Origin of the sequence: Parageobacillus caldoxylosilyticus NBRC 107762 (genome assembly GCF_000632715.1) — a bacterium.
Taxonomy (GTDB): Bacteria; Bacillota; Bacilli; order Bacillales; family Anoxybacillaceae; genus Saccharococcus; species Saccharococcus caldoxylosilyticus.
Genome location: NZ_BAWO01000004.1, coordinates 108974 through 135798 on the forward strand (window position 1 = coordinate 108974; position 26825 = coordinate 135798).

The 26825-nt window shown below is 43.4% G+C and carries 23 protein-coding genes; 6 read left to right on the forward strand and 17 right to left on the reverse strand.

From position 1 onward, the window contains the following. Window positions 1–48: 48 nt before the first annotated feature. From GCA01S_RS02225 to GCA01S_RS02235, 3 genes are all read right to left on the reverse strand, one after another. On the reverse strand, window positions 49–693 hold the full coding sequence (locus GCA01S_RS02225; protein ID WP_042406954.1) for a PspA/IM30 family protein: 645 nt from the start codon (window positions 691–693) through the stop codon (window positions 49–51). Window positions 694–710: 17 nt separating this feature from the next. Next, window positions 711–1061 carry a lmo0954 family membrane protein gene (locus GCA01S_RS02230; RefSeq protein ID WP_042406956.1) on the reverse strand — a complete coding sequence of 117 codons (351 nt, stop codon included), beginning with the start codon at window positions 1059–1061 and terminating at the stop codon, window positions 711–713. A gap of 198 nt (window positions 1062–1259) precedes the next feature. Further along, on the reverse strand, window positions 1260–2621 hold the full coding sequence (locus tag GCA01S_RS02235; RefSeq protein ID WP_042406959.1) for an ATP-binding protein: 1362 nt from the start codon (window positions 2619–2621) through the stop codon (window positions 1260–1262). A gap of 223 nt (window positions 2622–2844) precedes the next feature. On the opposite strand from GCA01S_RS02235, the gene GCA01S_RS02240 reads away from it, so the two are divergent. From GCA01S_RS02240 to manA, 5 genes are all read left to right on the forward strand, one after another. Beyond that, window positions 2845–4368 (forward strand): FAD-dependent oxidoreductase, encoded by a 1524-nt coding sequence (locus GCA01S_RS02240; protein WP_017436984.1) that lies wholly within the window; start codon window positions 2845–2847, stop codon window positions 4366–4368. A 145-nt stretch (window positions 4369–4513) separates the two neighbouring features. Beyond that, complete coding sequence (locus GCA01S_RS02245) at window positions 4514–5917, forward strand: PTS fructose transporter subunit IIC (protein WP_042406962.1); 1404 nt, start codon at window positions 4514–4516, stop codon at window positions 5915–5917. 75 nt (window positions 5918–5992) lie between these two features. Further along, complete coding sequence (locus GCA01S_RS02250; RefSeq protein ID WP_042406964.1) at window positions 5993–8002, forward strand: BglG family transcription antiterminator; 2010 nt, start codon at window positions 5993–5995, stop codon at window positions 8000–8002. Next, entirely contained in the window at window positions 7965–8417 is a 453-nt protein-coding gene (locus GCA01S_RS02255) for a PTS sugar transporter subunit IIA (protein WP_017436987.1), read from the forward strand. Before GCA01S_RS02250 ends, GCA01S_RS02255 begins: the two co-directional genes overlap by 38 nt. Window positions 8418–8470: 53 nt before the next feature. Next, window positions 8471–9427 carry a mannose-6-phosphate isomerase, class I gene (gene manA, locus GCA01S_RS02260; RefSeq protein WP_042406965.1) on the forward strand — a complete coding sequence of 319 codons (957 nt, stop codon included), beginning with the start codon at window positions 8471–8473 and terminating at the stop codon, window positions 9425–9427. 41 nt (window positions 9428–9468) lie between these two features. Here manA and GCA01S_RS02265 read toward each other — a convergent pair whose 3' ends face one another. From GCA01S_RS02265 to GCA01S_RS02275, 3 genes are all read right to left on the reverse strand, one after another. Next, the gene (locus GCA01S_RS02265) at window positions 9469–10941 is read right to left on the reverse strand and encodes an alanine/glycine:cation symporter family protein (protein ID WP_017436989.1); all 1473 of its coding nucleotides are present in this window, start codon (window positions 10939–10941) and stop codon (window positions 9469–9471) included. 105 nt (window positions 10942–11046) lie between these two features. Next, window positions 11047–12189: a glycerate kinase gene (locus tag GCA01S_RS02270; RefSeq protein ID WP_017436990.1), complete on the reverse strand. Its 1143-nt coding sequence runs from the start codon at window positions 12187–12189 to the stop codon at window positions 11047–11049. A 20-nt stretch (window positions 12190–12209) separates the two neighbouring features. Further along, window positions 12210–13475: a GntP family permease gene (locus GCA01S_RS02275; protein ID WP_042406967.1), complete on the reverse strand. Its 1266-nt coding sequence runs from the start codon at window positions 13473–13475 to the stop codon at window positions 12210–12212. Window positions 13476–13749: 274 nt separating this feature from the next. Here GCA01S_RS02275 and GCA01S_RS02280 point away from each other — a divergent pair, with 274 nt between their 5' ends. Then, on the forward strand, window positions 13750–15036 hold the full coding sequence (locus tag GCA01S_RS02280) for an alkaline phosphatase (protein WP_042406969.1): 1287 nt from the start codon (window positions 13750–13752) through the stop codon (window positions 15034–15036). 29 nt (window positions 15037–15065) lie between these two features. Here GCA01S_RS02280 and desB read toward each other — a convergent pair whose 3' ends face one another. The 11 genes from desB to walK form a co-directional block, all read right to left on the reverse strand. Next, window positions 15066–16205 (reverse strand): Delta(10) desaturase DesB, encoded by a 1140-nt coding sequence (desB, locus tag GCA01S_RS02285; protein WP_042407030.1) that lies wholly within the window; start codon window positions 16203–16205, stop codon window positions 15066–15068. A 333-nt stretch (window positions 16206–16538) separates the two neighbouring features. Continuing rightward, window positions 16539–17051: a DUF2269 family protein gene (locus tag GCA01S_RS02290; protein WP_017436994.1), complete on the reverse strand. Its 513-nt coding sequence runs from the start codon at window positions 17049–17051 to the stop codon at window positions 16539–16541. Between the two features lie 262 nt (window positions 17052–17313). Next, entirely contained in the window at window positions 17314–17469 is a 156-nt protein-coding gene (locus GCA01S_RS21255) for a DUF6220 domain-containing protein (protein ID WP_017436995.1), read from the reverse strand. A 640-nt stretch (window positions 17470–18109) separates the two neighbouring features. Continuing rightward, window positions 18110–19639 carry a malate:quinone oxidoreductase gene (locus GCA01S_RS02295; protein WP_026078506.1) on the reverse strand — a complete coding sequence of 510 codons (1530 nt, stop codon included), beginning with the start codon at window positions 19637–19639 and terminating at the stop codon, window positions 18110–18112. 320 nt (window positions 19640–19959) lie between these two features. After that, entirely contained in the window at window positions 19960–20439 is a 480-nt protein-coding gene (rlmH, locus tag GCA01S_RS02300; RefSeq protein ID WP_042406972.1) for a 23S rRNA (pseudouridine(1915)-N(3))-methyltransferase RlmH, read from the reverse strand. An 83-nt stretch (window positions 20440–20522) separates the two neighbouring features. Further along, window positions 20523–20678, reverse strand: coding sequence for a CxxH/CxxC protein (locus tag GCA01S_RS19150; RefSeq protein ID WP_017435793.1), 156 nt, complete (start codon window positions 20676–20678; stop codon window positions 20523–20525). Window positions 20679–20755: 77 nt separating this feature from the next. After that, window positions 20756–21973 (reverse strand): S1C family serine protease, encoded by a 1218-nt coding sequence (locus GCA01S_RS02305; protein ID WP_042407033.1) that lies wholly within the window; start codon window positions 21971–21973, stop codon window positions 20756–20758. Window positions 21974–22094: 121 nt separating this feature from the next. Continuing rightward, complete coding sequence (locus tag GCA01S_RS02310; protein ID WP_042406976.1) at window positions 22095–22889, reverse strand: MBL fold metallo-hydrolase; 795 nt, start codon at window positions 22887–22889, stop codon at window positions 22095–22097. A gap of 6 nt (window positions 22890–22895) precedes the next feature. Beyond that, a complete protein-coding gene (locus GCA01S_RS02315) occupies window positions 22896–23678 on the reverse strand; it encodes a two-component system regulatory protein YycI (protein WP_017435790.1) in 783 nt (260 codons plus the stop codon). Next, entirely contained in the window at window positions 23665–25002 is a 1338-nt protein-coding gene (locus GCA01S_RS02320; RefSeq protein WP_017435789.1) for a YycH family regulatory protein, read from the reverse strand. The genes GCA01S_RS02315 and GCA01S_RS02320 overlap by 14 nt, the downstream gene beginning before the upstream one ends. Beyond that, window positions 24995–26824 carry a cell wall metabolism sensor histidine kinase WalK gene (gene walK, locus GCA01S_RS02325; protein ID WP_017435788.1) on the reverse strand — a complete coding sequence of 610 codons (1830 nt, stop codon included), beginning with the start codon at window positions 26822–26824 and terminating at the stop codon, window positions 24995–24997. The genes GCA01S_RS02320 and walK overlap by 8 nt, the downstream gene beginning before the upstream one ends. Between the last annotated feature and the right edge of the window lies 1 nt (window position 26825).

The window sequence follows — 26825 nt, forward strand, 5'->3', positions numbered from 1 at the left end:
AAAAGGGCGCTAATTACGTATACGCCCTTTTAGAATACCACGTTTTCGTTATGAAATTGAATTTGTCTTTTCTGTTTCCAGCTTTTTCTCCAATTGCGCGATACGTGCGTCAATCGTGCTTGCATAATAATTGGCTTTGACGTTTTGTTCCAGGCGTTCTAAGTATTGTTCCATTTCGTGAAAACGAGAATAAGCGGTATCGTTCCATCCTGCCTGCAGCACTTTATCCATTCGATAATGCGCGCGTGCGACATTTTCCCGCCCCATGAGCTGCATGTGGCGAATGTGCATATCTTTTAATTTATGTTTCATTTCTTCATATTTTCTTTCTAACTGTTCCAGCTCGTTTGTTGTTTGCTGGAGCAACTCTTGTATTCGCGATGCTCTTTCTTCATATTTTGCCTGCTCCAAAACGGCAAATTCATATAGTTCATTTTCTCCCGCCTGGGAAGCGATTTGCGCTTGATACTTTCGCTTATCCGCAAGCTCTTTCGCCTGGTTGTATTCGCGCGTGAGTTCTGTCTTCAACAGGTGTTGCCGCTCCAGCAGATGGTGAACCTTTTCGGCCTCCTTTTCGCATTGCCGTAAATATTCATTTAATAAAGCAATTGGTTTTTGCTTTTCTTTTTGATCGATCATCTCATGTAAATCAGCCATGATGATATTTTTGATTCTCGTTAATAAATCGGCCATCACTGTTTTCCTCCTTTTTAAAAGTTTCTTTCTAACTCTGCCCACTGCTTTTCAAAGTGAGCAAACGGGTCATCCATTTCTTTCGGTTTCATCTGTTTTGTTTCATTCCATTTTTTATAAACTACATACAATACATATGCAGCGGCAACTGCAATGAGCGCAGGCGCATTCGAAGCGGAAGCAACGAAAGCGATGATTCCGATCGTGATCCAAAACAGTTTTTTCATCGTTGTTTCCGCTTTCATCCATCGTTTCCATGCGTAATACAAAATGACAAGGCTCACTGCCAAAACAGCGAGAGAACCAATGTTTGCGAAGAGCGTAACCGCCGCAATCGCACCGAGGACAAACAATCCAATCTTTTTCACCTTTTTCCCTCCTTTCTGTCTTCCATCCTACCAACCGTTCCTTATTTCGATAATGAGCCAAGGCGTTATTTTTCTCTAAGGCCTAAGGCGTAATTTTCTGATCAACATCCATTATGGTTTCGATGCGCACCATTTCCCAAACATTGCAAAAGACTTCGATACAACATAAAAAAAGAAGGCCGCCTAATGGGCGCCTTCCTATTCCGTTGCTTTCATATACGCTTGTTTCGGATGATTCGGCTGATCTGGATATTTCAGACGGATTTTTCCTTCCTCCAATAGCTTGCCTAAATAGTTGTTTCTTAATCCATCTGGCGTTCTTTCCAACAGAGCCGCTAATTCCTTTAACATCAGCGGCCTTTGCGCACAAAGCTGTAAAATGATATTTTCCATCACACTTGGTGGCAATCGTTTTTTCTTTCTCGCTAGCTCCGCAATATTCCATAATTTCTCGTCGATTTCATCAGAAGGCAACTCATTATTTACGGAGTTAGACAATTTATTTACGGAGTTAGATTCGTTATTTATGGAGTTAACACCGTTGTTTACAGAGTCGGACAGGTTATTTACGGAGCTTGGTTCGTTATTTACGGACTTTTCATCTTTATTTACGGAGTATATCTCGTTATTTATGGAGTTAATCTCCTTATTTAAGAAGTTGGGATCGTTATTTACGGAGTCCGTTTCTTCGTCCATAAATGAAATATCGATTTCTTCCTCATCATGCTGTTTCATATTTTGAGGTATATCTGTTTCATAGGCAGCCGCTGTTTCCGCTGGAAAATGAAATGGATATAGTATAACGATCGTCCGTTCCGGATTCGAATGTTGAATAAATTCTGGCTGCTTCCAGCTCCGATCATTCCAGGTAGCCGCAATATGTTTTAAACCAAATCCGGCCCGCTTGCAAAGGCCGATTAAAATAAACATTTTAAATAAATTCGGATTGCGAAGATTGCTCATATGTCCCGAAAGCGCAGAATCGACCGGGATGCGGAACAGCCCCGGATTGGCAAAACGAAATATGCCATTTTCTTTTTCGATGATAATGCCGCCTTCTCCTAAATAATCAGCATGCACAATCGCATTAATTAGCGCTTCGTACACCGCTGTTTGCAGCGCGGAATCCATCTCATGGTGCTGAAGCTGTGAGATGACTTTATGATAAAAATCATATAAGTTACCCGACCATGTACCATCCTGCGAGGTAAACCGCGTCGTCCAGTCGTCGGTTACTATACCGTTCAAACTTTCCCGATATTCCAGAAAGTATTGTGGTAAAACTTCCGTGATGATGCGTTCCTCGCTAAACATTAACAATCCTGCTAATGTAACCCCTTCTTTGCTGCTGTCCCGCAGTTTTCCCCATGCACCAATTTTGTATAAAAATTCTTTCGTCTCCAACCCATTCCACGGATGATTAGGTTTTACCGCAGCAAATTTTTCGCGATAACTTTTTACCGATTCAAAATTTAGTTCATTTAAACCGTAATGCTCCAAAATCGAGCTATCGTGCCAAACAGCTGCATTTTCTTCACGAAAACTTGAATATTTATTCACTCCCGATCTTCCTTTAACTATTATTTTTATAAAATATACGTATCATTCTTTATTCCTATTGTATCATCTTTCGTTTTTCTTGCGTGCAATTACCAAAAAGAAAAAGCCGATGCCGTTTTTTACACCTGCCTTTCCGTACACATATTTTCTAATACTGGCGGATAGTTTTTCCCTCATAAAGCCAAACTAATAAAAATACTATTAAAGGAGGCCTGCGTAATCTATGCCATCTCTTCCATCATCACTGGAACCATATTGGCGGACATCTGTCGAGCTGCCTTCGTTTCCAAAACTAGAAGAAGATATTCGTACCGATGTTGCCATTATCGGCGGAGGAATCTCTGGAATTACCACTGCTTATTTGCTTGCTAAAAAGGGGGTTCGTGTCGCTTTATTAGAGGCCGATCGCCTTCTCAACGGAACAACCGGTCATACGACTGCAAAAATTACGGCACAGCACGACATCATTTATGATGAGTTTATTCAACACCTTGGACAGGAAAAGGCGAAACTGTACTATGAAGCATGCATGGACGCATTGCGTTTTATCCGCAATACGGTCGAGCAGCACGACATCGATTGCGATTTTATGGAACAGGATGCATATATATACACTACTTCTTCCGACTCATTAACCAAATTAATCAATGAATGGAAAGCATATGAAAAGCTCGGCATCGAAGGGGCGTTTGTAGAAACGATCCCGCTTCCGATTCCGGCGAAAGCCGCGGTCGTCATGAAAAATCAAGCCCAATTTCACCCGCTGAAATACTTAATGAAACTAGTCGACACGGTTGTCCAAGCGGGCGGAAAAATCTACGAATACACGCCTGCCGCGGATATCGAACAAGGACAGGCGCTGACCGTTGTCACCCGCGACAAAAAGCGGGTGACGTGCGAACATGTCGTCATTTGTTCCCATTTTCCGTTTTATGACGGCGGTTTCTATTTCTCGCGCATGTATGCGGAACGCTCTTACGTATTAGGCGTGAAAATCGCTGAAACCTATCCTGGCGGCATGTATTTAAGCGCGGACACCCCAAAGCGTTCCGTCCGCTACACCACCATGAATGGAGAAAACTTAATTTTAATCGGCGGGGAGAACCACAAGACAGGACAGGGCGTTCCAACAATGCGGCATTACGAGTCATTGCAGTCGTTTGCCTCGGAGTTATTTACGGTGACCGACATCCCTTACCGCTGGTCGGCGCAAGATTTAACAACGCTCGATAAAGTGCCGTACATCGGGAACATGACCGCGGACACGCCGAACATTTATGTCGCGACAGGGTACCGCAAGTGGGGCATGACAAACGGAACAGTGGCGGGGCTATTAATCAGCGACCTGATCCTAGGACGCGACAACCGCTACCGTGACTTATATACACCGTCGCGGTTTTATGCCGACCCAAGCGTCAAACATTTTCTTACGCAAAATATCGATGTCGCAAAACATCTTGTCGAAGGGAAAATCGAAGTGGCCGTCCGCAAGCCGGAAGACTTGGCCAACGGCGAGGGCGCGGTCGTGACCGTAAACGGAAAGCGCGCTGGCGCGTATAAGGATGAAAGCGGGACATTGTTCATCGTTGATACGACATGCACCCATATGGGATGTGAGCTGGAGTGGAACAGCGGCGACCGCACTTGGGACTGTCCGTGCCACGGCTCGCGCTTCTCTATTCACGGCGATGTCGTCGAAGGACCGGCGCAACGGCCTTTAAACAAAATAGAGGACTATCCATCATAATCAAGAGCTGCCCAAATAAGGCGGCTCTTTCTCTATTCCACAACTTTTTACCGGAACTTACGGTATCTATTTATTCTATTTCCGATGTCGAATTACGTTAATATTAAATTGTGAAAGGGCTTACAATAAAAAGGGGGGAACAACGTTGAAACTGCTTGCCATTACTTCATGCCCTAACGGTATTGCACACACATATATGGCCGCCGAAAAACTAGCAAAAGCAGCTGAAAAAATGGGACATGAAATTAAAGTAGAAACACAAGGTTCCATTGGAGTGGAAAATGAGTTAACTCCAGAGGACATTCAATCTGCAGACGGAGTTATCATCGCTGCCGATAAACAAGTAGATAAAAGTCGCTTCTATGGAAAACGAGTGCTCGAGGCATCCGTCACAGACGGTATCCGTAAACCTGAAGAGCTCATTGCTAAATTTGAACGTAACGAAGTTCCAGTATACGGAAAGCCACAGTCCGATACACTCAAAACGATTGAAGAAGTAAAAACAGAAAGAAAACAAAAACAAAGTCCTATTTACCGTAACTTGATGAATGGCGTTTCCTATATGATTCCATTCGTCGTGATCGGTGGGCTTTTAATTGCTCTTTCTCTCGCTATTGGCGGCGAACCAACGGACAAAGGTCTTGTTATTCCAAAAGGGTCTATATGGAACGATATTCTCAATGTAGGAGCGGCTAGCTTTACCTTCATGGTTCCAATTTTATCTGGCTTCATCGCAATGAGCATCGCTGATCGCCCTGGTCTCGCGCCTGGTATGATTGGTGGTTATATTGCAGCAAATGGAAGTTTTTATGGCAGCGAAGCAGGCGCTGGATTTATCGGAGGAATTATTGCTGGATTTTTAGCTGGTTACATTGCAAAATGGATTAAAAGTATTCCTGTTCCGAAAATCGTTCAACCTATTATGCCAATACTTGTAATCCCATTATTTTCCTCGATCCTTGTAGCAGTCATTTTTATTTTTATCCTTGGACAGCCAATTGCCGGCATTATGGAATGGCTTACTTCGTGGCTCAATAGTATGCAAGGAGCTAGCAAAGTTATTCTTGCCATGATTCTCGGAGCAATGATTGCGTTTGATATGGGAGGGCCTGTCAATAAAGTTGCCTTTTTATTTGGTTCTGCTATGATTGCAGAAGGAAATGTCCATATCATGGGGGCGATTGCTGTAGCGATTTGTATACCGCCTCTTGGACTAGGATTAGCCACTTTACTTAATAAATCCAAATTTACGGAAGAAGAACGGGAAGCTGGAAAAGCGGCACTCGCTATGGGACTCGTCGGTATCACTGAAGGCGCTATTCCATTCGCAGCGCGAGATCCTCTTCGCGTCATCCCAAGCATTATGATCGGTTCGATGGTCGGCTCCGTCATTGCCATGTTAAGCGGTGTTACCGACCATGTACCACACGGCGGCCCGATTGTTGCAGTATTCCAAGCTGTAGAACATGTACCGATGTTTTTCGTATCCATCATTATCGGAATGGTTGTCACTGCTTTACTTGTCAATGCCATTAAAAAACCTGTTTAGTTCGCCTCATTTCAGAATCTTTGCTATAGGCAAAGATTCTCCCTTTTTATCTATTGAAAAAGGAGGTGAGCATTGATGCTTTCCCGCCATAAACAATTATTAAAGCAGTTATTAGCTGCTCATACGCATACTTCGGTTGCAACGTTGGCAAGTCAACTAGTTTGTTCGGAAAAAACGATTCGTAACGATTTAAAAGCACTCGATGAATTTCTTTCCGAGAAATACCCAAACATTGTTATAGAGCGAAAACCAAGTGTCGGAGTCATTATTAGAGGGAAAGAGACGGAAAAACAAAAGCTTCTTCATGATTTGGCCCGGCTTGAAGAAACAAATTCTTCCCAAGATTATCGGAAACTTCAATTAATAAAAATACTTCTCACAGAAGATAAACCGGTAACGATGCAACAGCTCGCCGAACGATTTTATATTAGTAAACCAGCTATTCAAAATGATTTAGAAGAAATCGAACAATGGCTGCAATCGTTCGGCCTCGTACTTATTCGGAAACCTCACCTCGGCATAAAAGTAGAAGGAACCGAACAGGCATGGCGTACCGCCTTATCGCGATTAGTAGAACTTCTTGTAGACCATTCTTACTATATATTCGACGCCAAGCAACTAAAATTAATCGAAGACGTATTGAAGCCATACGAGCTTGCCTTGATTGAAAAAGAAATACGAAAAATGGATGAATGGCTTGAATTTCCTCTTACCGATCAGTCTGTGATCAGTTTAACAGTGCATATCGCTATCGCAATCAAACGGATCAAAATGGGCCATCGTATTGATATCCATACAAATCAATTGCAAGAGTTGCAAACAAAACCAGAGTATCGGCTTGCCGAACAATTGGCAAAACAAATCGAACAATGGATTGCTGTAAAAATCCCTGATGAAGAAATTGGATATATCACGTTGCATCTGCTTGGCGCAAGATTGCGATATGATCAGACAAATGAAAAAAAAGATATCGAGCAACTGTTAACAAAAATGGACAACGAAGCATTGCAAATCGTAAAAGAGCTTATTCATGATATTTCTTTGCATACCGATGAACGTTTACGTAAAGATAAAGAGTTATTAATCGGGCTTACGATCCATATTCATTCTACACTCAATCGATTGCGGAACGGGTTAGCCGTAAAAAATCCCTTATTAAAAGATATCAAACAAATGTATCGCTATCCGTTTGAAATCGTGTTGTCACTGATCCCAAAAGTCGAGAAAAAAATAAATGTTCCAATTCCCGAGGATGAGGTCGCCTATATTGTTCTTCACATTCAAGCGGCTTTGGAACGGATACAGCACAAGAATGAAAAAATAAGAGCGGTTATTGTTTGTGCCACTGGTTCGGGAACATCCCGGCTCATCGAAGCAAAGATATCCGCTGCCTTTCCAAAATTGGAGATTGCTGCTGTTGCATCTATCGCGAAACTCAATGAAATCATTGCTGCGACAAAGCCAGATGTGCTTATTAGTACTGTTCCATTGGAACATCGAAAAATTCCTGTGATCACGGTAAGCCCACTGCTGCCAAAACAAGAACTTGACATGATAGAACAATGGATAGAACGTGTGTCCCGGCCAAGCCGTTATGAAATGTTGAGACAACTAATGAACCCTTCATGTATTTTTCTTGATATATCAGTTTCCAATCGCTTTGAAGCCATTGACTATATAGCAAATGAACTTTGTAAACGAGGATATGTAAAACAACTATATGGACAAAGCGCCAAAGAGCGTGAAGCGCTTTCCTCGACATATATCGGTGGGGGAATCGCCATTCCACATGGTCAAATTCAATGGATTAATCAATCTGTTGTTGCCGTGGCTCGTTTATCTTCACCAATTGATTGGGATGGTGAGCAGGTAAAATTTGTGTTGATGATTGCCCACCGTCTCAACGATAACAGGCAAATAAAAAAACTGTTTCAAGAAATAGCTCTTCTTTCCGAGGACGAACAAATGCTAAAACAGCTATCTATCTGCAAAACAGCAGATGAATTTATCAATTACTTCAAATCTAGAAAGAGGGGAGAAATCGGAAATGAAATTAACAGAATTAATGACTATGGAATTGATTGAGCTACAACTGAAAGGGGAAACGAAAGATGAGATTATGGAAGAAATGGCTACCATGATCGATCGTTCTGGCGCCTTATACGACAAAGAAGCATATAAACAATCGCTGTATCATCGCGAAATGGAAGGAAGCACAGGCATCGGATTTGGTATTGCGATTCCTCATGGCAAAAGTCATGCTGTAAAACAAACGTGTGTTGCCTTCGGGGTAAAACGCAGCGGTGTAGACTGGGACAGCTTAGATGGCGAAAAAGCTCAGCTCATTTTTATGATCGCTGTGCCAGAAGAACAAGCGAGTAACGAACATTTAAAAATTCTTCAATTCTTATCTCGAAAACTTATGGATGATGAATTTCGCGAACATCTTTTACAAGCAAAAACAAAAGAAGAAATCATGCAATTATTCGAACAAGTATAATGTATAATGAAGATATGGCATTCATGTATAACTCTATAAAAGGGGTGATTCCCATGCAAATTGAGCCAATTTTTCTCACTCCTATTTTTCAAGAGCGCATTTGGGGTGGTACAAAGCTAGCGGAACGATTCGGCTATTCGATTCCGTCGCCGCATACAGGCGAATGCTGGGCGGTATCGGCCCATCCAAATGGTCAAACCGTGATTAAAAACGGACCGTTTCAAGGAATGACGCTGGGACAACTTTGGGAAGAGCGCCGCGACTTATTTGGCCACTTTCCATCAGATCGCTTTCCATTGTTGACGAAAATTTTAGATGCCAACGCCGATTTATCAGTACAAGTGCATCCTGATGACGCCTACGCGCAAAAACATGAAAATGGCGAACTCGGGAAAACAGAATGCTGGTATATTATCGACTGCAAACAAGGCGCAGAGCTTGTTTATGGGCATCATGCAAAAACGAAAGAAGAACTGAAGGAAATGATGGAACAAGGACAGTGGGACAAACTGCTTCGCAAAGTCCCAATCAAGCCCGGCGACTTTTTCTATGTCCCGAGCGGCACGATGCACGCCCTTTGCGAAGGGACGCTCGTCCTCGAGACACAGCAAAGCTCAGACACGACCTATCGTGTCTACGACTATGACCGCGTCGACAGCAACGGGAAGAAACGCGAACTCCATTTAGACAAAGCGTTTGACGTCATTACCGTCCCGCATCGTGATGCTGCCGTTCACCCGCGCGTCACACAAATGGACGGCGCTGTCGTTACCACCTTTATCGAAAGCGACTATTTTGGCGTGCAAAAGTGGGAAGTGGACGGGACTGCCGAATTCGAGCAAACGCGGCATTTTTTGATCGTCAGCATCCTTGCCGGACAAGGGGAACTCGTATCCGGAGAACGTTCTTACATACTGAAAAAAGGAGATCATTTTATTTTGCCGCATCAATTTGGCCGCTTTGCCATTAAAGGAACACTGGAAGCGATCTCCTCATGGCCGCGCGCATAATACCAAAGGGAGCTGTCTGCGTGTAGACAGCTCCCTTTGTATTAATCTTCGTTTACTGCTTTTGCGTGAGAGGTTGGATATTCTTTTTCCCAAAAGTCAGCACCGGTAATACCTAGTTTTACTGGATCAAAGACCGGATCTTTTCCGGCTTTTTTCTGTTGTTCATAGTCCTTAAGAACCTTTAACGCTGGTTTCGTCAATAAAAGAATCGCAATCAAGTTGAGCCAAGCCATGCTTCCGACACCAATATCGCCCAGCGTCCATGCCAGTTTCGCTGTTTTTATGCATCCGTAAAATACGACTGCCAACATAGCCACTTTTAATGCATATTGAAGCCAGTTTGCCTTATTTAGCTTTAATAGGCGGGCCATATATGCGATGTTCGTTTCTGCCATATAGTAGTAGGCCATAATCGTCGTAAACGCAAAGAAGAATAAAGCAATTGCGACAAACGGCGCCCCAAAGCCCGGAAATACCGTTTCCACCGCTTTTTGCGTAAAAATAGGCCCCGGCTCCACATCTCCAAGTTTTTGCACAATCGGCGCTTTTCCTTCCGGTGTGACATTATACATGCCAGTGATTAAAATCATGAATGCCGTCGCCGAACATACAAACCATGTATCGACGTAGACGGAAAATGCTTGAACTAAGCCTTGTTTCGCCGGATGCGACACTTCCGCCGCTGCGGCTGCATGCGGCGCCGTCCCTTGTCCCGCTTCATTGGAATAAATGCCGCGTTTCACACCCCAGGAAATCGCCGCGCCAAGAATGCCGCCAAACGCTGCGTCCATGCCAAAGGCGCTGCGGAAAATTAAACCGAGTACGTGCGGCAGTTCGGAAATATTGGCAAAAACGATAAATAAGGCCATTAAGATATACCCTAGCGCCATAAACGGGACAATCCATTCGGCTGCACGTGCAATCCGTTTGACGCCTCCAAAAATGATAACACCTAAAAGAATAACAATGCCAATTCCCGTAACCGTCGGGCTGATCCCAAAAGCATTTTTAATCCCTTCGGCAATGCTGTTGGCCTGCACGCCTGGAAGCAGCACACCGGTCGCCAACACCGTCACAACTGCAAATAAGACCGCATACCATTTCATATTCAAGCCTTTTTCAATATAATAGGCTGGACCACCGCGAAACTGGCCATCTTGCTTCGTTTTATACACTTGCGCAAGCGCCGCTTCGACAAACGCGGAGCCTGCCCCTATAAATGCAATGAGCCACATCCAAAAGACGGCGCCAGGCCCCCCAAATGCAATCGCCGTCGCGACACCGGCGATATTCCCTGTCCCGACCCGTCCGGACAATGCAAGCGACAGCGCTTGGAAAGAGGAAATTCCCGCCTCTGAGCTTTTGCCCTGGAACATTTGCTTGATCATTTCTTTCATGTGCCTCACTTGTAAAAAGCGAGTAAGCAGTGAGTAAAAAAGACCTGTTACAATGCAAAGAACGACTAACGCCGGACTCCAAATAATCCCGTTTAACCACTCTACAAATTTCTCCACTTCAATCCCCCTATATCTATTCGTCTAATAACATTTATATTATAAAATATTTTTAATTTTCATTTAATATTAAATTAAAAAAGTCCCTTAAATCGAAGGGACTTTTTACTCCATACTTTTTCCAATTTTGCATGCCGCAGCAATGTTTCGTGCTGCCTTTGTAATATAATATTCTGCGTTTTCAATGGCTTTTTCCAGTGAAATAATTCCCGGGACAATGCTGTAAAGCGCGTCAATGCCGTGGTTCAGTACAACGTCGCTGTCATCGGAAACAGAACCGGCAAGGGCAATGACTGGTATATGGTACCGCTTGGCCGCTTTTGCGACACCGACGGGCGTTTTTCCGAAAATCGTCTGCCCATCGATGCGCCCCTCTCCGGTGATCACAAGCGCAGCGCCTTGAATTCGCTCGGAAAATTTCACTGTTTCCAGTACAATGTCCACTCCGCGCTTTAGCTCTGCGTTCAGAAAGGCAAGCAGCCCCGCGCCTAAACCGCCCGCCGCCCCGGCGCCAGGGATGTCTTTCACTTGTTTCCCTAACGTTCGTTCAATGACAGCGGCGTAGTGCTGCAAATTTTGATCGAGCACCGCGACCATTTCCGGCGACGCCCCTTTTTGCGGACCGAAAATCGCCGACGCCCCGTTTGGGCCCGTCAGCGGATTGTCGACATCGCAGGCCACCTCAATTTTGACATGTTTCAGCCGCGCGTCCATCCCGGAAAGATCAATGTCGGCCAATTCAGACAAGCTGCCGCCTCCCGGGCCGATTTCCTGGCCGCGGCGGTCTAAAAGGCGGCCGCCAAGCGCCTGCACCATTCCGGCTCCTCCGTCATTGGTCGCGCTCCCGCCGATGCCGATAATAATATGCTCAGCGCCTTCATCGAGAGCGGCGCGGATTAATTCTCCCGTTCCTCTTGTTGTTGTCGCCAGCGGGTTGCGCTTGTCCCGTGGGACAAGGTGCAAACCGGAAGCGGCCGCCATTTCAATCGCAGCCGTTTTTCCGTCGCCAAGCATGCCGAAAAAGGCCGACACGCGCTCCCCGAGCGGTCCGGTCACTTCCGTTTTGACAATGCGTCCGCCTGTCGCGTCAACGAGCGACTGGACGGTGCCTTCTCCGCCGTCTGCCATCGGCACTTTCACGTATTCCGCCTCCGGAAATACTTCGCGGAAACCTTTTTCCACTGCATTCGCTACTTCGAGTGCGGACAGACTTTCTTTAAACGAATCTGGCGCAATAACGATTTTCATCTTCTTTCCCCCCATTGTGATCATGAAAACAAGCGAAAGACACCAAAAATAAGCGTCGAGATGACGGTGAGCGTCAAACCGATCAGCGACTCATACGGAATTAATTTCAGCCGTTCCTTTATCTCCATATGGACGCTGCCTGCCGTCGCATGAAAGAAGCTGCCATGCGGCAAATGATCGAGCACCGTCGCTCCGGCATGAATCATGGCGGCTCCAGCTAATGCAGAAATGCCTAGACTCATAATTGTCGGACCGAAGACGCTGCTTGCGACGGCGGTTCCAGCAGTCGTCGAAGCAGTCGCCCCGGACATGAAAATTCCGGAAACCGGCGCCAGCACGTAGGCAGGCAGGCCGAAATGATCCAATCCATCGACAATCACATCTTTTAGCGAAGAATTGGCAACAATCCCCGCCAATGCCCCCGTTCCGACCAACATAATGGCAACGCCGGACATTTTCGCTAATCCCGACATCATGAATGTATTTAAATGGGCCCCTTTTTTCATCACCAGCGCACCAACAATGCCGCCGATGGGAAGGGCGATCATCGGGTCAATCGCAATATGAAACAGCGGCCGCAACGCAAGCAATAAAATGGCAGTGAGCGGAGCGATAATGGCCGTGAAAAACGGCGGCACCGATCCATCGTTTTTCCCTTCCCACTCTTCATCGACAGGCGTTCCTTTCCCGACAAGCTTTTTTGCTATTATGTACGTAACAGTAAGGCCAAACGCCGCGGGAATCATCCCTGTCGCCATCAACGACGTTAAGGGAACATGAAACGCATCGGCTGCGGCGATGGCATTCGGGTTTGGCGACATAATGTTTCCCGCCTTTCCACCGCCAATCATTGCGAATAAAATCGCCGTTTTCGAGATATTCGCCCGTCTGGCAATCGCCAAGGCAATCGGCGCAACAGTAATGACTGCAACATCGACAAACACGCCAACCGCCGTCAGCAGCATTGTCGCCGTCGCAAGCGCAAGCAAAGCTTGCGTTTCGCCAAGTTTGCCGACAATCGTTTTGGCGATCGATGCCGCCGCCCCTGATTCCATTAACACTCCCGCCAGCACCCCCGCGGCCAAAATGCGCAAGACGGCGGGAACCATTCCTTTTGCTCCTTCCATCATCACCGTGACCGTATCCGTCACATTAACTCCGCCAACAATCCCACCAATGAAAGCTCCGGCAATCATTCCGTAGGCGGGGGAAACTTTTCGTAAAATCAATACAATGGCAATGATTAATGCTACGATTGCTCCTAATGCGCTTACTTGAATATCCATAACAGCTCCTCCTTTCACACGAGCCATGCCCCCTCATGAACATGACTGATTCTCACTTTATCGCCAGAGCCAATAATGTCACCTTCTCGTCCATCACATTCGTATTTCTCCCTAAAATCTTCATCGTCCGTTCACCGATAACTCCTTCGTAAATGGATGCAACGCTTCTCCCTCCTTCTCGAACATTTTCACAATAATTACATTTTATTAATAATCTATTCAATTTTCTTTTTTATCATAATGATTGTAAAAATAAGAAAAGGGAGTGTCAAATATGGTCCAAACCAAACGATGGCTGACAGGACTCGCCTTAGGTGCAGCATTAACAATAACAACGTACGGAGCTATCACCGCATCCGCTTTTTTCAATAACGAACATTCTCCACAATCATCTTCTACTCAAGGAAAAGCAAAAAATGTTATCGTATTTGTCGGGGATGGAATGGGGGCTGCCCATCGTGATGCAATCCGCTTGGCAACAAAAGGAGTAAACGGGGAGCTGGAAATGGATGATATGCCTTATTCCGGAATCGTCCATACGAATTCCGCCGACAAAAAATCATTTATAACTGACTCCGCAGCTGCCGCGACCGCGATTGCGACAGGGGTAAAATCGTATAATGGCGCCATTGGGGTCGACGTGAATGGAAAACCGGTCCAAACTATTCTCGAACAAGCGAAAGAAGCAGGGAAATCGACAGGGCTTGTTACAACAAGCCAAGTGACGGACGCTACTCCGGCAGCATTCGCCGCCCATGTAGCCAATCGTTCATCCCAAAGCGATATTGCCAAACAATATCTCGAAAACAGCAAAGTAGATGTCATTTTAGGTGGCGGTGAAGATTACTGGTATCCGTCCGAAAATCCAGGGAAACACCCTGACCACCCTAGTGAGGATCCAAGCGAGGCAAGCAAAGGGACGCAAGGAAACCTTGTCGAGAAGGCAAAACAACTAGGTTATACATACGTAAGCAACGCTGACGAATTAAGACAAGCTCACTCGAACAAGCTCCTTGGTCTTTTTGCCAACGAAGAAATGTTCCAGCAACGTCCTGAAGGAGAGGGAGATGTGTACAATCCTGTCGCATCGCTACCTGAGATGACGAAAAAAGCGATTGACATTCTCTCCAAAAATAAAAAAGGATTTTTCCTCCTCGTTGAAGAAGAAGCCATCGATGAAATGAGTCATGAAAATAATGCTTCTCTCATGCTCAAAGCTGGTCAACAATTTGATAAAGCTGTCGCCATCGGAAAAGAATATGCAAAGAAACATCCTGATACACTCGTAATCGTTCTTGCGGACCATGAATGCGGTGGATTAGCAATTGAAACCGCCAATGATACAGATGAGTCAGGAGATGGAAAAACACTTTCCTCCGAAGATGGGCCGCTCCCTGTTGCTCATTCTGAACAAACGTTTACCATCGATTGGACGACAACCGGTCATACAGGTGTCGACGTTCCGCTAACCGCGATGGGACCAGGAGCTGACAAACTAACAGGTGTGTATGAAAATACGCATATTCATGATGTCATCGTTCAAGCGATGCGTCGAAAATAACAGCAAACAAAAAGGATTCTTCATCACTCTCATGATGAAGAATCCTTTTTGTTATTTTCGCCTTTCTCTGCCGCTTTTTTCATGGTCATCGGTTTCTTTTCCAAGCTGGAAAACGGCACTACCTCAACGTTTCGATACGTAATATGATCAGGATCCAATCCATTTCCTAGCACGCCGTAAACATGACCTTGCCGCGGCTCAATCAGCTCATTTTGCTGATAATAGACTCTCGGCGTTTTCCAAAGCGTGGCCAATGCTTTACTCATCGGCATTTCATGATACCTCTCCGGCCACATTCGTTTAATATGCTCCTTCACTAATGGATAATATTTCGAGCTCATCGCTGGAAAGAGATGATGTTCCGTATGATATGAAAAGTGAAAGTGAAGCACATCGACCCACTTTGGCACGGTCACCGAAAGACTGTTCGCTAACGGATCATTCACCGGAACTAAAGGATTTAAACGATGATTGGTAGAAATATAGCTCATCACGATAAAATTAGCGATGAACAATGGCAATAAAAAGGCGAAAAACCAACGTTCCCAACCAATGATCAACAATAGCCCAATCCACGTAGCCCATGGCAGGCAAAACTGAAGCAATATGACGCTTCGATTTTTCGACCGAAAATCTTTGAAGAAATACACTAACATCCTGATAGAATGAAGCGTAAACATCACTGACAAGGAACTAAAAGCGAAAAACGCGCGAATCGGAAACGGAATTTTATATACCCAGCGTAATAAGCGGCTTTTGGTCAATCTCTCTAAACTTGGCCATGCGTCAGGATCCATTTCTTCATCTTGTGTGTGTACATGATGAGTCACATTGTGCCATTTTCGCCATAGCTTTGGTCCGGTGCATAGCGGCCAAAACGCCATCGCGCCTAGAGCATCGCGCAACCATGGCTTTCGCACGACCGTGCCATGCAAAATTTCATGTCCTAAAAATCCTAATGACGCGAAATTGAAGCCCAGCATAACAGAAATGAGGAGATTCCATATCGGATGAAGATTCAAAAGAGAAACAGCGAGGATGCCGCCGATGGTCAACAATAAATAAACCATCCCCCCAAAAAGACGGGACTTAACAGGTTGAAACGCCTTTTTCGGCAAATACGGGGAAATTTTTGCCGCATACCAACCGAACGTATGAAGTTCTTTCATTCCATAGCTCCTTTCAAATAATTCCCCGTTTGATAAGCAGCGATGAAGAAACCCTCCCTCATTGATCATCGCGTTCATCAAAGCGCTTAGCTCAACGAAGAACCATATCCTTCTTAACCAAGCGTGCAATTTTTATATATCTAAAAATTAAAATCGCTATTGGTTATTTGGACTTCATGCTAACACTTTTTAGTTTGTCCTGTCAATCATTTTATGACTTGGTTCTACTCTGTTTGCCAGATCTGCTTCTTTAATACATAGAAAAATTATCTTTATTTCATTTCCTAATAAGGCATTTAATGGAAAACTGATTAAATACAATAAAATTTCCACTTAACTATTTTTTACTTTAACATTTTTCTTTCTCCAAGGTTTTAAAACTGAAATAATTAAAATAAAAATGGTGACTGCAACTTGAAACATTACGGCATATTGTCTTATTTCATGGTTATGAATAAAAACCGGATTACTTAAAGCCAATTTTTTTTGCGTTTCGAGTAATTCCATATTTGCCACCATCAGCTTGTCCACAACAAAAATCCCAACGATCGTTTGGATTATATAAAGAACAAACTTCACTCCTACCCATCGATGCTTAAAAAAGCCCCAATTTGTAAAAAAACCATAAATGAAACCAATTAATAAAGTGCCAACAGCACCATATCTTACAACATTATCACTAATGATGATAATGTTTTTATACATTAGATTTGTCTCATCATAATTGGTTAAATCAATTTGAAGGTTTAAGGCTGTTGAACTCAAAATTCCTCCAAAAAACAGAATGACAAAAAAGAGGTGTAAAATTTTTAACCATTTTAAACCTTTAGGACCTATTTTCTTCATTTTTATCTCCCCTTTTACTTTAATTAATCCTTTCCTAACATCCAAAAAATTTATATTTGAACTGTTGTTGAACGAGAGAGGCAACCGTTTGCTCGTTTCGCTACAGAAACGGAAAACCCATATAAAATCCATTACAGGGTGGAGTTCTTTTATAGCCCGAAGATTTGCTGTGAAGTATTGAAAGTAAATCAACAAGAATAAACCAAAGGCTTTGCCAGCGCAATGACTCTGATACTTTACCGGTAAATGCAAAAACCAACATTCAAATCGGAACAAATTTAAATATACTAACAAATGTTGTATGGATTTTCCAAAATGATGCATTGGAAAAGAAAGCGGCTCCCGCAAAAAAGTCTGTAAAATGATGCAAGCCACAAGCACCCATGCCAAGCCAATATTTGTTAATATGATTTGTCATTTGTTATTCCTTTCATCAATATTTCATGGAAACAATGACTAATTACATATTACTAACAAAATGTTGTGAACTTATGACAAAGTATTACGGTTTTGATGAATTTTCTTAAATACATAAAAATCTGTATAATAAATGGAAAATACTTAAAGGGAGGGTTGATAGAATGTTACATAAATTGCTCCTTGTGGATGACGAGGAAAATGTCATCGAATTTATGAAGCCTTTCTTAAGAATTAGAAGGGTTTGAAATTGTTACCGCAAATCTAGTTACCAATGCAATTACCTTTTGGAAATCAAAACTAAAGGAAAGCTGGATTATACGAGTATGTTTAAAACACATATAATCCAGCGCTTTTAACACCTCCATTAACGAAAATTTTTAAAAACCTCCATCACTTATGATACGGTTCACCGCAGCCTCTCTAACTGCGAATTTAAAAAAAGAACCTTTAATCCAAAGGTAGATCAAAGGTTCTATGTTTTATTTTCAATCATATTCTATTATTCTGTAATTTTTATATATATCTCTGCTTTATAATCATTGACTTATCAATCTCTTTATCATAGAAACAATTGTCCATTGATGAAAAGTGTTGCTTAAACTTTTTCATTCAATACCTTTGTTTCCGCAGCCAAAGAATTAACTATAAACCGGTTCTTTTTCGTTTACACCAGAGACCGGTTCTTTTCCGCTTAGACCGAGCGTCTCTGCTGTTGAAGTATGAAGTTCTTGGAAAAGATCTGGGTTTTCCACTAGTGACACGCCATAAGAAGGAATCATTTCTTTAATTTTTGGTTCCCATTCATGCATATGTTGAGGGAAGCATTTTTTAATCACCTCAAGCATTACGTGTACGGCAGTAGACGCACCAGGAGAAGCGCCGAGCAACGCAGCAATCGAGCCATCTGCAGCACTAACAACTTCCGTACCAAATTGAATCGTTCCTTTACCGCCTGCTTCAGTATCTTTGATAATTTGCACACGTTGGCCCGCGACGACTATATCCCAATCCTCTGATTTAGCCGTCGGGATAAACTCGCGCAACTCTTTCATGCGCTTTTCTTTCGTTAACATAAGCTGCTGAACCAAGTATTTTTCCAAAGAAAAGTTTTTAAAAGCTGCCGCCAACAAAGTTACGAGATTGTGCAGTTTTACGGAAGCAAACAAATCCATATTTGAGCCATTTTTTAAGAATTTAGGCGAGAAGCCTGCAAACGGTCCAAAGAGCAACATTTTTTTGTTGTCGATATACCGTGTATCAAGGTGCGGAACAGACATTGGAGGCGCACCAATTTTAGCTTTACCGTAAACTTTTGCATGATGTTGCTCTACAACTTTTGGATTATTACATACCATAAATAATCCGCTTACAGGGAATCCACCAATATGTTTGCCTTCTGGAATACCAGATTTTTGCAGCAAGTGCAGACTTCCCCCGCCGGCTCCAATAAATACGAATTTAGCCTTATGGATTTCAACAGAACCGCTATTGAGATCCTTTACTTTCAATTCCCACAGGCCGTCGCTGGTACGTTTAATATCCTTAACACTATGCTTGTAGTTTATTTCGACATCTTTCCTCTTTAAGTGGTCAAACAACATGCGCGTTAAAGCGCCAAAGTTAACATCTGTACCTGAGTCGATTTTGGTTGCCGCGATCGGTTCATTCAATGTACGGCCTTCCATTATAAGCGGAATCCATTCTTTCAGTTTTTCCGGGTCATCAGAAAATTCCATTCCTTGGAATAATGGATTATTCGATAGCGCTTCAAAACGTTTCTTTAAAAATCTCACATTATTTTCCCCTTGGACTAAACTTATGTGGGGCAACGGTCTGATGAATTCCTGCGGATTTTGTAACAGATTGTTTTTTACAAGGTAAGACCAAAACTGTCTGGAAACTTGGAACTGTTCATTAATTCTTATAGCTTTGTTAATATCAATAGATCCATCCGGTTTCTCGGGTGTGTAGTTAAGCTCGCATAGTGCAGAATGCCCCGTTCCCGCATTATTCCATTCGTTAGAGCTTTCTTCTCCTGGTTTGTCGAGCTTCTCAAACACTTTAATTTCCCATTCCGGTGCTAATTCTTTCAACAGTGTCCCTAAAGTCGCACTCATGATTCCGGCACCAATTAAGATAACGTCTGTTCTAGTTTGTCTGTTACTCATTTTTCCCATCCTTATCCCCCAATATTTGCAGAAAGGATGCAGGCGCACCTGCCTAAGTCAAAGCTATCCAGGGTCCTCGCCACACACCTTTTCTACAGCAATTATATCTTAAATTAGTATATCATTATTTAATTATAGTATATCATTATTATATACTATATCAACTTTATACAACCAACATACTAATTGGCCATGTTACATTTATATTCCTCCTAAAAACGTAATATCAAATTAATTCTTAATATCTAACGAAGAACAACATCATCATTCTAATTTTAACCATATATTGGTTACCGTTGTTGACAAGTTAAAAACCTCATTTACTTATGATACGGTTCACCTCTATTAATCCGGAACGCTCGGTAGATTTGTTCAAGGAGAATGAGACGCATTAGTTGGTGCGGGAACGTCATTTTGGAAAACGATAACGCTTCGTCGGCGCGCTTCATGACTTGTTTGCTTAAACCGAGCGAGCCGCCGATCACAAACGCCACTTTGCTTTTTCCGTAAGTGGCCAGCTTGTCTAAATCGGCGGCAAACTGTTCCGAGGATTTCATTTTCCCCTCTATCGCCAGGGCAATGACATAGGCGTCGCCAGGAATTTTCGCTAAAATCCTTTCTCCTTCTTTCTGCTTGATTTGCTCTTCTTCCAGCTTGCTTAAATTCTCTGGCGCTTTTTCGTCCGGCACTTCCATTATTTCGATTTTGGCGTAGCCTGACAGCCGTTTTACGTATTCCTCGATTCCTTGTTTCAAATATTTTTCTTTTAGCTTACCAACAGAAATCACGGTAATATTCACAGTTCATCCCCACTTTACAAACAAAATATCCACAACATTTATCCACATATACACAACACATATCCACATGTTGTGTAAAAACATTAGTTCCCTACTATATATACAGCCTTATTTTCGCAAAAATCACACGATTGACCGGAGTTATCCACAGAAATCAATGAAATATTAGGGGCTTGTTCCGTTTCATCCACATACATATCAATAGCCATATCCACATGTTCTTCACAGCAAATAAACATCGCTCCCACTCCTTTTATTCAGTTGTGGAAAAAGAAGAAGGAGCGTGAATCCGCTCCTTTCCCCATTTCATTCTTGACTAAAAAGATTCTCTTGCCAGCTTCATCGTCACCGTACGTTTTTCCCCGTCACGATAGAACGTCACTTTCATTTCATCGCCAATCGATTTTTTCGTATACAAATATTTACGCAGGTCTAATACATTACGAATTTTATGATCATCTAGGGCAACGATGACATCAAACTGCTTTAATCCCGCTTGTGCCGCCGGCGACATCGGCACAACTTCAATGATCGCCGCTCCTTCCGTTACATTTTTCGGCAAGTGCAGCGTTGCCTGTAAATGATACGAAGAAATGTCGCTTAAGGAACGAAGCTCTACCCCCATGTATGGACGGCGCACCTGCCCGTACTTTTCCAAATCGGAAATGATCGGAATCGCTGTATTGATTGGAATGGCAAAGCCGATTCCTTCAACTTCCTCTTGGGCAATCTTCATTGAGTTGATGCCAATCACCTGTCCTTCAATATTGACTAAAGCGCCGCCGCTGTTGCCCGGGTTAATCGCCGCATCCGTCTGCAATACTTCGGCGTTCCAATCAGGCGCGCCGTCTTGATCGAAATCGACTTCCACCGTTCGATTTGTTCCGGAAATAATTCCTTGGGTCACTGAACCGGCAAATTGCAAGCCGAGCGGGTTGCCAATCGCAATGACCGGTTCTCCTGGTTTCACGGTATCAGAATTGCCGAACTCCGCCACTTTTTTCACATGCTTCGCATCGATTTCCAGCACCGCTAAATCCATTAGCATGTCACTGCCGAGCAATTTCGCCGGCACCCTCGTTCCGTCCTTTAAGCTTACTTCCAATTGGCTAGCATTCTCTACGACGTGATGGTTGGTGACGATAAATGCCTTGCCATTTTCTTTTTTATAAATAACGCCCGAACCGACACCAGCTTCGCCCTCTTGCGACCAAAAGCTCGCTTCTTGAATATTGACAACGCCAACGACAGCATCTGACACTTTATCAATTGCCTTCGTCACTTGGCTTGTCACATCAACGGAAACATTTTGCTGCACAGAAGGCGTCTTGGCTGTCTCCTTATTTGGCGCCTGTCCATTTTCTTTTGGAACAACATCATAAGGAAGCACGTCCCACCGTGAGAGAGCCGGAATCGAGATCACTACTAAAAACGCCCCTAACACAGCGCCCACTAACGTAGAAACAAACCAGCCGCTGCGTTTCCTTTTTTGAATTTGCCGGTACTGCTCATAATGGTCATCATAGTATCCCATGCGCACCAATCCTTTCCGCAACGAACGTTCTTTCCGATAGACCACCCATTTCTCATTATAATCATGGATAAGCAAAAAAATCCATTATAAATACGTTTATCTATTTTCGACAAAGTGATAGTCAGACATACACTAACGCCGTTGCTTTTTTCGGATCGGTATCGCATAAATCAAACTGACCGCCGGCCTCTAGCCCTTTATTTGCCAACACTTGTGCTACTGTCATCCGCGCCAATTCTTTTATATTATTATCCTGACTTAGATGGGCCAAATAAATTCGCTTTGTACGGTCGCCGATGACATCGGCTAGCGCCATCCCTGCCTCTTCGTTCGAAATATGGCCGACATCGCTTAAAATGCGGCGTTTGACATTCCACGGGTATTTTCCCATCCGCAGCATTTCGATATCATGGTTGCTTTCAAAAATAAAGACATCAGCATTTTCAATCGTCCCTTTCATCCGGTCACTGACATACCCCGTATCTGTTATTAGCGCCAGCTTTTTTCCTTCATGATGGAATACGTAAAACATCGGTTCAGCCGCATCATGCGATACACCAAACGATTCTACGTCCAAGTCGTCAAACGACTGCACTTTTCCTAATGGAAAAATAAACTTTTGCTCGGTGGGGATTTCGCCAATCATCCCCTCCATTGCTTTCCACGTTTTTTCATTCGCATAAATAGGCAGGCGGTACTTGCGCGCAATCACGCCCAATCCTTTAATATGATCGCTATGTTCATGGGTGACTAACACGGCGGTGATATCCTGCAGCTGGCGGTCGATTTGCGCAAATAATTGCTCTAATTGTTTGCCGCTTAAACCTGCGTCAACCAGAAGCCGCTGTCGCTCTGTTTCTATATAAAATGCATTTCCGGTGCTGCCGCTTGCCAAGACACTAAACTGCATCGCCATTACTTCTCACTCCAACACATTCTCTTCATCGTTAATGATTTGTCCTTCAAAGGCGTTAACAAAATAATCTTCTTTCCCGTCTACGACAATGTGCCACGTTGGCGTTAATACTTGTGAGGCGGTAAACTGCACAAGGCCGTAGTATCCCAGCTCCACTGAGGTAACGCGGTCTCCCGGCTGCAAATATCCTCGTTTATATAATGTTTCAATTGCCTTAATGGCGGGAACAATGTCTTGCTTTCTTTCATATTTTTGTAAATCGTCTAACATCGTTTGCTCATAGGAGACTGCTTCGTTATGTTTATTGACATGTATCAACAGTTTGCTATTTTCGTTGTTGTAAATGACCTTTCCGCCATACGTCTGATAGCAAGTAACCGTATTCGATTTTTCATCAAACGTCCAAAACGTATATTTTTGGCCGTCAATAATATGCCGCTGCAAAAACTCCTTCAACCGGTACGGATCCTTAAAATTAAACGATATCGGATGTTCAAATGTTCCTTTTAGTACCGTATCGCCCTGTATGATTATCTTTTGACCAGACAATTTTTTCACTTCTTCTTCTGAAAACTTTTTGCTTTTGCCGCTCACATAAGCCTCTTTTGTGATTTCTTTCGGCAGTTCGACATAAGTAATGCCGTTTGCCGCCAATTGATCTTCAATGGTGGTTTCCAAAATAACGTCCAACTGGCTGCTATTTCGCTTTTCCATAAACTGATAACCTAAAAAACAATCGAGGATAAGGAACGTAATAATGAAAATCGTCTTTGTTTTACTCCAATCCATTTACGTTCCCTCCTCTTTTTTCACTATCCTGATTATCTAAAGGTACCTTTTTCCATGTCTGGCCATACAAGTAAAACCATGCTGGCTCTAAAATAATCACTTTTTCACGTTCCGGATCTTTCACAAGCTCATAGCCGACTGTAATATCTTTGGCTAGCCCCTTTCTGAATCCTTTTGTCTTTTCCAGCTTTTCGATCACTTCATGGCCGGATAACAACGTTCTTGACACATTGACGCGATCGGCAATTTCTAAACGAAACAGAGGCCGTTGATATTTCACAAGGTCACTATCTCCCCATGTTTGTACAATTTCGGACATGCCGTATTCATTAAACACGGGGCGGCCGTTAACCGTAAGGCGGAATATAACTTTCCGTTCCTCCTCATTCCATTTTGCAAAATGGTACATATCGGTCCAGCCGCCATGCTCGTTGACAAAATCAATGCTTTTTTGGATTAAATTCTCATTTTGCTCATTCCCGTCCTTGTTCTCCACCCGAGCCGCCGGATTGACGTACAGCAGCATTCGCTGCAGAAAATCGACGTCCATTAGCCGCGACCCATCTGTATATTCTTCGCCAAATGTAATTAAATCTTTTTTTACAAAACTTGGATCACTAAACAACGCCTCTTTAAATTTATCAGGGTCAAGTTCGTCCGTATAATACTGCAGACGATCCATTACCACTTCTTTTTCCGGCAAATAAATTTGCTTCGTTTCACTAACGACATAAGGAAAGTAGCGCGGATGGCGATCGGTTTCCGCGGTTAGTTTGTTTACTTCCGATAATACAACGTCGCTTGCCAGCGCCTTGTACACTTTCCGTTTTTCCGTAGAAATAAAATAAACATGGAGCTTATTTTTATTCGCTAATGGAATCACAATGCGGTCAAAATAGACATCTTTTATCCCTTTATCTTTAATTTGCAAAATGGACCGGTACACATCGATGGGAATGCTATCGGGATAAACGAGCTCCAGTCTCTGTTTGTCGTATAAAAACGATAAAAATTTTCCGGTTGGAATCGTCGAAGAAATGTCTTCAAAATCATCGATCGTCCATTTTTTTATTTCTTTTAAAATCTCATTTCTTTCCTCATCCTTGTCGATTCCATAATAGGCGTTATCTTTATGAATCAATATTTGCGAAGGCTGGACGATCATCGCTGTATCTACTTGAGTGTTGCTGACGGAAACATGCTGAATGTATTCGTCATTTTGCAACACATCGTATTTTGGATGGTATGTCCATAATCCGAACGTTAAAATAATGCTTACGAGCACTAAAGAAGTTAACACAATCGTCTTCACCGTTTCATACATCGTACCAGTCATCCTTTTGATCACGTTCTAGCGGTAAAGTAAAGAAAATGGTTGTTCCTTTATGCTCTTTACTTTCCGCCCAAATCGTTCCCCCATGGGCAACGACGACTTCTTTCGCAATCGCCAGCCCGAGTCCAGTACCGCCAAGTTTGCGGGATCTTGCTTTATCGACACGGTAAAACCGTTCAAACACTTTCGCCAAGTCCGCCTTCGGAATGCCGACCCCTTCATCGCTGACGCTGACAATAATTTCATCGGCAAGCTCTCTGACACGAAACGTAATTGTTCCGCCCTGTGGAGAATATTTGATCGCATTGGAAATAATATTGTCTAACACTTGTGTAATTTTATCTTCATCTACTTCAATAAAAATGGCTTCCTGTGGAATTTTGCGCACAAATTTAATATTTTCGCTTTTCGTTAATTCAAAGCGATCAATCACTTTATGAAAGTACGCGGAAAAATTGATCCATGATTTATTCAGCTTATAATCTTTGCTGTCGAGTTTAGAAAGCTGCAATAAATCGTTGACTAAACGGATCATCCGTTCCGTTTCGTTTTGCACCACTTGAATAAATCGCGGAGCGATCTCCTTATCCTGCCAAGCCCCTTCCGCCAATGCCTCCAAATAGCTTTTCATCGTGGTTAGCGGCGTGCGGAGCTCATGGGAAACATTCGCAACAAATTGCCTCCGTTCCCGGTCGATTTTTTCCTGTTCAGTAATATCATGCAAAACGACAATCAACCCGTTCACAAACCCAGTCCCTTTTTGAATAACCGATAATGAAGCTCGCAAAATATATAATTCCTCATCGGTGCTGAAGTCTAAAATGAGCGAGTCGTGCTCCTCAAGCAACGTTTCAAACGTGTATTGATCACCGATTCCAAGCACGTCAATAATGGAGCTCGACAGCACTGTTTCACGTGAAACATTCAAAATGTTCAAGGCGGCGTCATTAATGAGGATCACCTTTCCGCGGCGATCCGTCGCAATCACCCCGTCGGTCATATGCGTCAATACCGACTCCAGCTTGCGACGCTCCCCTTCCGTTGTTGCCTGCGCTTCCTGCAGCTTTTTCGTTAAGTTGTTGAATGTCATCGCCAATTGCCCGATTTCATCGTACCCGTAAATTTTTACTTTGCGCGAGAAATCGCCTTTTGTCATTGCCAGCGCCTGCCTGCGCATGTCGGAAATCGGGCGGGTAATCGTGCGCGACAAAAAAATACCGAGCACAGCAGTGATGACGAGAGCAATGCCGGTTCCCGTTGCTAAAATTGTATTAATTTGCTTCATTTGCGAAAATACGTTTTCCATCGAAGCGATGATGTAAATAACTCCCTTTACTTCACCGCCCGACTTAATCGGTGTAGAAGAAATATACATGCGGTGCCCCGTCTTCGGGTCAAGAAGCATGCGGTCAACTATTTCTCCCGTTACAAGCGAGCGCTTTACATAAATTTCTGTCGTTCGCTTTCCTACAATATTTTGCATATAAGGGTTGGATGTTGCCAATACTTTGCCTTTGTCATCAATGACACGCACTTCTGAAATATCCTGGGAAACAAAATCGTGAAGAAGGGAGCGAATATCTTCTTCCAACGTCGGACTTTTCGCGTCTCTTTCTCTATTGATCGCCTGCTCCACATTATATGCCAGCAGCGTAACCCGTTCGTTCAAAGAGTTTTTAAAGTTTTGCACTAGCTCTGTTTCTAGCTTTCTGACAAAATACACACCGATGATTTGCATCGCGATCAGAATCAATAAAACATATATAACAACAAATTTAAAGTGGATCGAACGAAATGGACCTACTTTTTTCATC